This window comes from Rivularia sp. UHCC 0363 (genome assembly GCF_034931125.1).
Classification (GTDB): Bacteria; Cyanobacteriota; Cyanobacteriia; order Cyanobacteriales; family Nostocaceae; genus Rivularia.
In genome coordinates, this window is the sequence record NZ_JAYGHM010000019.1 from 20070 (window position 1) to 27205 (window position 7136).

General features: G+C 39.5%; 6 protein-coding genes. 5 read left to right on the plus strand and 1 reads right to left on the minus strand.

Annotated elements, in window-relative coordinates:
* Nucleotides 1–220: 220 nt before the first annotated feature.
* Nucleotides 221–1996: a ribonuclease J gene (locus VB797_RS12925; protein WP_323238095.1), complete on the plus strand. Its 1776-nt coding sequence runs from the start codon at nucleotides 221–223 to the stop codon at nucleotides 1994–1996.
* A 1037-nt stretch (nucleotides 1997–3033) separates the two neighbouring features.
* Nucleotides 3034–3399 carry a Mo-dependent nitrogenase C-terminal domain-containing protein gene (locus VB797_RS12930; RefSeq protein ID WP_323238096.1) on the plus strand — a complete coding sequence of 122 codons (366 nt, stop codon included), beginning with the start codon at nucleotides 3034–3036 and terminating at the stop codon, nucleotides 3397–3399.
* Between the two features lie 42 nt (nucleotides 3400–3441).
* Here VB797_RS12930 and VB797_RS12935 read toward each other — a convergent pair whose 3' ends face one another.
* Nucleotides 3442–5160 carry a caspase family protein gene (locus VB797_RS12935; protein WP_323238097.1) on the minus strand — a complete coding sequence of 573 codons (1719 nt, stop codon included), beginning with the start codon at nucleotides 5158–5160 and terminating at the stop codon, nucleotides 3442–3444.
* Nucleotides 5161–5409: 249 nt separating this feature from the next.
* On the opposite strand from VB797_RS12935, the gene VB797_RS12940 reads away from it, so the two are divergent.
* The 3 genes from VB797_RS12940 (at nucleotide 5410) to VB797_RS12950 (ending at nucleotide 7134) form a co-directional block, all read left to right on the plus strand.
* The gene (locus VB797_RS12940; protein WP_323238098.1) at nucleotides 5410–6030 is read left to right on the plus strand and encodes a hypothetical protein; all 621 of its coding nucleotides are present in this window, start codon (nucleotides 5410–5412) and stop codon (nucleotides 6028–6030) included.
* Between the two features lie 86 nt (nucleotides 6031–6116).
* On the plus strand, nucleotides 6117–6290 hold the full coding sequence (rpmF, locus tag VB797_RS12945; RefSeq protein WP_323238099.1) for a 50S ribosomal protein L32: 174 nt from the start codon (nucleotides 6117–6119) through the stop codon (nucleotides 6288–6290).
* A 247-nt stretch (nucleotides 6291–6537) separates the two neighbouring features.
* Entirely contained in the window at nucleotides 6538–7134 is a 597-nt protein-coding gene (locus VB797_RS12950; RefSeq protein WP_323238100.1) for a sulfite oxidase-like oxidoreductase, read from the plus strand.
* Nucleotides 7135–7136 lie beyond the last annotated feature (2 nt).

Below are 7136 nucleotides of genomic sequence, written 5' to 3' on the forward strand. Positions count from 1 at the left end.
AATTTGCAAAAGGGCTGGTTTTTCAAAAAGTATGTGTCGGAATCCATCGGTAAGTTTTTCTGACGGTATTTAAAATCCGTTTTTTTGACAATCCAACTTGATTAAATCTTGCTAGAAGAAAGACTATGCAAGAAAAGACAGTAATAATTTGTTCTAGAAAACCTTAATTAAGCTTTTAACTGCAAAAAAAATCTAACTAACCTATTAACTAAGGAAAAAAATGGCTAAAAAGGAAGTAAATTCTGCCCTTAAAATCATTCCATTGGGCGGACTGCATGAAATTGGAAAAAATACCTGCATTTTCGAGTATGAAGATGAAATGATCTTGTTAGATGCTGGTTTGGCTTTTCCCACCGAGCAAATGCACGGAGTTAATATTGTCCTACCGGACATGACTTACGTGCGGGAAAATCGTCATAAAATCAAGGGTATGGTTGTTACCCACGGTCACGAAGACCATATTGGCGGTATTGCTTTTCACTTAAAACAGTTCGACATTCCCGTAATTCACGGACCTCGACTGGCAATGGCAATGCTAGAACGCAAATTAGAAGAAGCAGGAGTTCGCGATCGCACTGAATTAAGAAGCGTGAAACCCCGTGATAAGGTGCAGATCGGAAATAATTTTGTAGTAGAATACATCCGTAATACCCACAGTATTTGCGACAGTTTTACAGTGGCAATACATACACCATTAGGCGTAATAATTCATTCTGGAGATTTTAAAGTTGACCATACTCCGGTAGATGGGGAACACTTCGATCTGCAAAGGCTAGCCGAATATGGTGAGAAAGGCGTACTTTGCTTGATGAGCGATTCTACCAATGCAGAAGTACCTGGTTTTACTCCTTCAGAACGTTCGGTTTATCCAAACTTAGAAAAAATTATCCTTCAAGCCGAAGGAAGACTCTTCATTACTACCTTCTCTTCTTCGCTACATCGCATCAATATGGTTTTGCAGTTGGCGCAAAAACATAAGCGCGTAGTATCCGTAGTTGGGCGCTCGATGTTGAATTTGATTGCCCACGCTCGCAATCTTGGCTATATCAAATGCGAAGATAAACTCTTTCAACCGCTGCACGTCGCTCGTAGTTTACCGGATGAAAGCGTATTAATTTTAACTACTGGTTCTCAAGGTGAGACAATGGCGGCGATGACCCGCATTGCTAGAGGAGAACACCCGCATCTCAAGATTAGGAAAGGAGATACAGTTGCCTTTTCAGCTAATCCTATTCCCGGTAATACAATTGCGGTAGTCAACGTTATTGATAAATTAATGCAGCAGGGTGCGAATGTTATTTACGGTCGCGATAAAGGAATTCACGTTTCCGGTCACGGCTGTCAGGAAGACGAAAAATTGATGCTTGCCTTGACAAAACCTAAGTTTTTCTTACCAGTTCACGGCGAGCATCGGATGTTGGTTAAACATTCGCAGACAGCCCAAAGTATGGGTATCCCTGCCGAGAATATGGTGATTATTCAAAATGGCGACATTGTAAAATTGACCAACGATTCTATTAGTGTTGCCGGTAAAGTGCCATCTGGTTTGGAATTAGTGGATACTTCCGGTTCTGGTATGGTTAGCGATAAAGTTTTGCAAGAACGCCAGCGGATGGCCGAAGAAGGTATCGTTACTGTCGCAGCAGCAATTGATTGGAACGGTAAAATGTTAGCGAAACCAGAGATTCATTTGCGGGGTGTAGTTACCAGCATGGAAAAATCGATGCTGCAAAAGTGGGTACAGCAGAGATTTGAAGAGATACTCGCTTTACGTTGGCTAGAATTTGCAAAACCTTTTAACGGTCAAAAACCGAATGTTGACTGGGATGGTTTACAAGAATTGATAGAAAGCGATTTGGCTCGTAATTTGCGTCGAGAACTGCGATGTCAGCCTACCGTTACATTGTTGATGCAGGTTCCAGATGAAGCACCCGCACAAGCTTCTGATGGTAGGAGACGACGTACCCGTACTGCTGCTCAGCAAGTTGCTTCATAGATTTGGACTGTATTTCACTGTAATTTTCTATTCCCATAAAGGCAGTATTTTTCTGTCTTTATGCGATTTTCTACCAAAACAATAGTGAAAATATTGAATAGGTTGCGTTGAAAAAAGATAATCAACGCATCCTATTTTTTTTAGTATTCCAGATAGTAGGGCTTTGTATCAGCGCTTTGTTTGCGTATTTCATGACAAATCCAGGACGACATACGCACCCTGAAAATAATCTAGAGAAATTTTGCTTTCCTTGATACTCGGTTAGTAATAAATAATAAAAGTCGTCAGAAAAAATAATTTTAAAAATAAATCTCGTTAAAGCTAGGTAAAGCCAAATCTATTTGCCAAAATTATTTCTAAACAAAATAATTCGGGATCGATAAATAGCTAGCTTAAAACGTTGCAAAACAGGTGTATTTGAGAACTAGTAAAAATATCTAGATGATAAATAAAAGATATATTCCCTTGCAATACAATCGGGATACACCACAATCAGCGTCATAATTTACCCGAATAAAAACTATTCTTTTACTTTAAGAAGAGATAATCTTCAACATATTTCCGTCAATTTAGCTCAAAAAAGACCAAAATTGACCTTTAGCAGTTAAAAACATTGTCTAGCGCAATAAAACTTCATCATGTTGACTCTTAGGTGTTATCTAAGCAGTAGCATCTTTTAACTTTCTTGCGCTAACCTTGGATAACCTTTAGCACAAAGCCTGCAATCAATTTCACGGATAAAATTCATTTGCGTTAATTTTGGTAAATGTTACACTACAATATGTCCATAGGTAGATGACTTTACTAAAGTTTTAAGTATGTCAAGTTATAAACAAGATGGGAGTATTGCACTTCCGATTTACGAAGAATTGCGCTTAACTTGACGTAGCAAAGCATAGCTATCTTATCTATAGACTGTCGAACAAAATCGATGACATCTTCGTCGGGTTAAAAGACTTCCCAAAAAAGTTGCTTGACCTGCAATAAATGCTCGTTAATTAAATTAAAAAACCTCAAATAAATAGAGGAACTAAAAAATGAAGGTATTCAATAATACCACAAGAAAGATATTCCTGGCAAGTTGGGTATCTATTAATCAAGAGAGCGAAACAAATTTAACTCCGCAGCAGAATCCGGGTAAGCCCCAATGGGATGTTTTGAAACCGCTGCGTCTTTGGATAAATAATATTGAAGTGCGCGATCGCCAATTTGCTCATCGGGTTTGTCAGTTAATCCCGGCTCAGTGTCCGTTTGAGCGAGACGTAAAGTTATTTGGTAGGACTTTTCACATTCCTCCAATGTGCAAGCTGAATCCGCTGTATGAAGAAGTAGTAGGTTTGCGTTTTCGTTCCTTATGTTATTTAGCTGATGAATGTGGCGAGGACATTTCGCAGTATTGTTAAAAAGGAAATACAGAGTACAGACAAATTTCTGCCCGCAGCAACTTAATTACCCTGTATTTTTTGTTGCCACTGTTGGATTAATTTTTGAGCTTCGGCATAAGCAGCTGTATCTTCTGGAGCCAAAGTAGCGGTTGCAATTGCCGAAGAGAATTCTTGGTTCTCGGCGCGATTTTTAGCAAGCCTGATTATTTCTTGACTCCATTTATTAATAGATTCTTGAGCCATCGTGAACCCCGGTTGGGATTGCGGTATTCGAGTAGCGACTTCAATAGCGCGATTGTAAGTAGATGCTTGTTCTGGTTTAATTAGAGCTTGAGCAGCTTGTAAAAGAGTTTTATTGCTCAAATATTGTTTGCGATCTTGTCGCCACTGTTTGATCAGTGCTTGCGCTTCTCGATAATTTGAGTCTTTTTCCTCGACCAACTGAGCAGCTGCGATCGCGCTTGCATATTCCATGTTTACAGCACGATTTTGTGCTAAATCCAAAATCGTATTGCTCCATATTCTAATATTTTTCTGAGCTTGTTGATAGCCTGCTTCACCTTTTTTAACATTTTTAGCAGATGCGATCGCACGGCTTAAATCGCTAGCTTGATTGGGATTGAGAGACATATTTTCCAATTCCAGCATTGCTTGATTGGTTTCTCGATTATTGCTTGATCGACTTTCTAATGCAAAATTACTCGGCAAAGGTTTGACGATTGTCACATCATCGCTATTATCGGATGCTTGAAATATCTGTTCAATTTTAAAATTAGATTGATTGCGTAGAAAAACTAATACAAGTAATCCAGCAACGGCTAAAGTAGCTGTACTCCACAACAGCAGCGATTTACCAAACAGATTAGTTTTAACTTGGGGTTGAGAGCTTGGAGTTGTGTTTGCAGGAATAGGGGAATCGGTAGAAACTTTAGAAACTTCTACAAGTGAGTCAGCATTAGTATCTACTGGTTTTTCCTCCAGCTTTGGTGCTGGACGCGCAGTAAAATCTCTCGAATCTACAATATCCAGTGTTTCTGTATCGCTTTTGACTTGCTCCGCAAATAAAGTTTGTTTTGGCGATGCAATAAAAGTGAAGGGGTTTTGAATTGGTCGCCAATGATGCTGACATAGTTCGGGGGTGCGAACGCTCAAGTAACTTTCCAAACCAGCCAAGTTATCAATCTTACCGTAACGCAAAGCTTCTAACAGCGCGGCAGTAAAAAAGCCGTGTCCTAATTCGCTGCTTTCATGAGAAAACTGCTCTGGTTGACAAGAAAGTATGGTAGAAATTTGTAACTCTTGAGCTAATTCAATAGTTTCTTCACCGATAAAAGAATTTGCTTGGGTACCGAAAGCCCGATTAAAATCAATTAGTGATAATACTTCGAGTTCGGCGACCTGTAGAGTTTGCATTAACTGACGGATTTCGATCGCAGTTTCACTAATGCGCTGTGAATCTCCATCAACAGGTATCAAATAATCTTGTCCCTCGTAGTTGATACCATAACCGCTAAAGAAAAACCATAATTTATCTTGCGGTTGCCAAGAACTAGCTGCTAAATCTTCGAGTAGCTGAAGGATATTATTTTTTGTCGGTAAAGTTGGTTTATCTCCCATCGGTACGGAAGAATCCGTCATTAATAGACATTGCTCTTCAGGGAAACCTGCTTGTTGAACTAAAAAATCCCTTATTGCCTCAGCATCAGCGCTCCCATAACCCAAAGGTTGAAAATACTGATATTGATTGATGCCAATAGCGATCGCCCATAGTTTTGCCATGCGCCCTTTGTAAATAATTGGATAAATATATATATATCAATACTCGTATGATGCCCATCGCAGGCTGAGTAATCCGAGCGTAATTAATGTAACTTGCTGATGCCAAAAAACAAAGCTAACCTATGTTAATAAGTCTAAGTGATTATCATCATATTTTCAGATGAGAGGTCATTATTATTACTTAAATCTATGAAAACACTTTTATTAATAGTGCGTTCGTTTATCGCTAATGCTAGGAGCTTATAAATAATGGTTGGCAAGAATTTGTTGAAAACATTTATTCCATTAATGCCATTGATCGCAAGGAAAATCCGGATAACCAACGCTGTACTTTTGTTGAGTACGGCAGTACCAATATGGTTAGCGATTGATGCGATCGCCCCTCAAATGGTACAAGCTTATACGAGTAGAACTGACCTGGAAATTGATCGTCTACCGGGAGACAATTACCAAAGCTTGTTGCGGAGAGCAGAAGCAGTAGCAAGGGCAGCAGCTCAACGCGGTTTCGATAAAGATATTTTAGTTACAGACGTATCAGTAATTGTTTCCGTACAAAATTATGGATCGATCGCACCTGTTTTAGAATTAAACGTTAGTCGTACCGAATGGCGTAACCGTCCCGACCCGCAACGTTGGGCAAAGTACTTTAAAGTCGCACAAACTTTACTATATTTCGGACCAAGTGCGACAAAACCGAATAGTACAAACCCCGATACAAACCCTACCAATAATGTAGAAAATAATCCTGTTGAAGGGACTCCCACACCAGAACCACCTGCTATTCCTAATTCTGTTGAAGGAACTTCTCCACCAGAGCTACCTGACACCGTGCCAGTTCCTACTCCGGTTGAAGTAGAGCAACCAAATTAGAATCGCGATCGCCCTTTGAGAAAAGGGGGTTATTACCTAATTCATGCCTTAGAATAAAAAGGTTGTCAAAAACTACGGTATTTGTTATGGCTGTTCCAAAGAAGAAAACATCCAAATCCAGACGAGATAAACGTAAAGCGACCTGGACACATAAAGCGACTGTTGAAGCTCAAAAAGCTCTTTCTCTTGGTAAGTCAATTTTGACTGGACGCTCTACATTTGTTTATCCATCTGAAGAAGAAGAAGAGGAGGAGGAATAATTTACTTTCAATTTGTAGAAAGTTGTTCGGCGTAAAACTCCCGTATCTTAAACGGGAGTCGTACAAAAAATACTTTCGCGAGCAGGATTTTACAGATTGGTAGGGAGAAATCAGAGCGTTCTTCCTGCAAACAAACTTGCGATCAAGGGATTTACCCCACAGAGAATAAATTGCTAGTTAGTAAAAATTAATTTAGAAGTATTCAAAAAGATATTATCTATCTACAAAAAAATTATTCCGTAAAACCATGCTGGGAAAATTTTTTCAAAAGCCGACTTCCGAAGATAGCGATCGCGTTCCTCCAGGACAGCATTTAGCAAAGGGTTTTCCCGTACTTACTTATGGTGCGACTCCTGAAGTTAGTACGGAAGAATGGGAATTTAGCGTATGGGGTTTGGTACAACCTCAAAAATGGAATTGGTCGGATTTTATGGAGCTACCCCATAACGAGTTTACAGCCGACTTCCACTGCGTAACCCGATGGTCTAAACTTGATGTCAAATGGACTGGAATTAAAGTCACAGACTTGATGAAAGTTATTCAGGTAGACTCCAAAGCGACTCATGTTATGGAGCATTGCTACGGTGGCTACACTACCAATATTGCAATAGAAGACTTTGTACGAGAAGAAAACTTTTTTGCTTTCAAACTATTTAACGAACCTTTAAGCGGGGAACATGGTGGTCCGATGCGTTTAATAGTTCCTCATCTCTACGCTTGGAAAAGTGCTAAATGGATCAATGGTTTAGAATTTTTAGACCACGAAGAATTAGGTTTTTGGGAACGCAACGGTTATCATCGTCGCGGTGAACCCTTTAAGGAAGAACGGTATAGTGGATTTTAAAA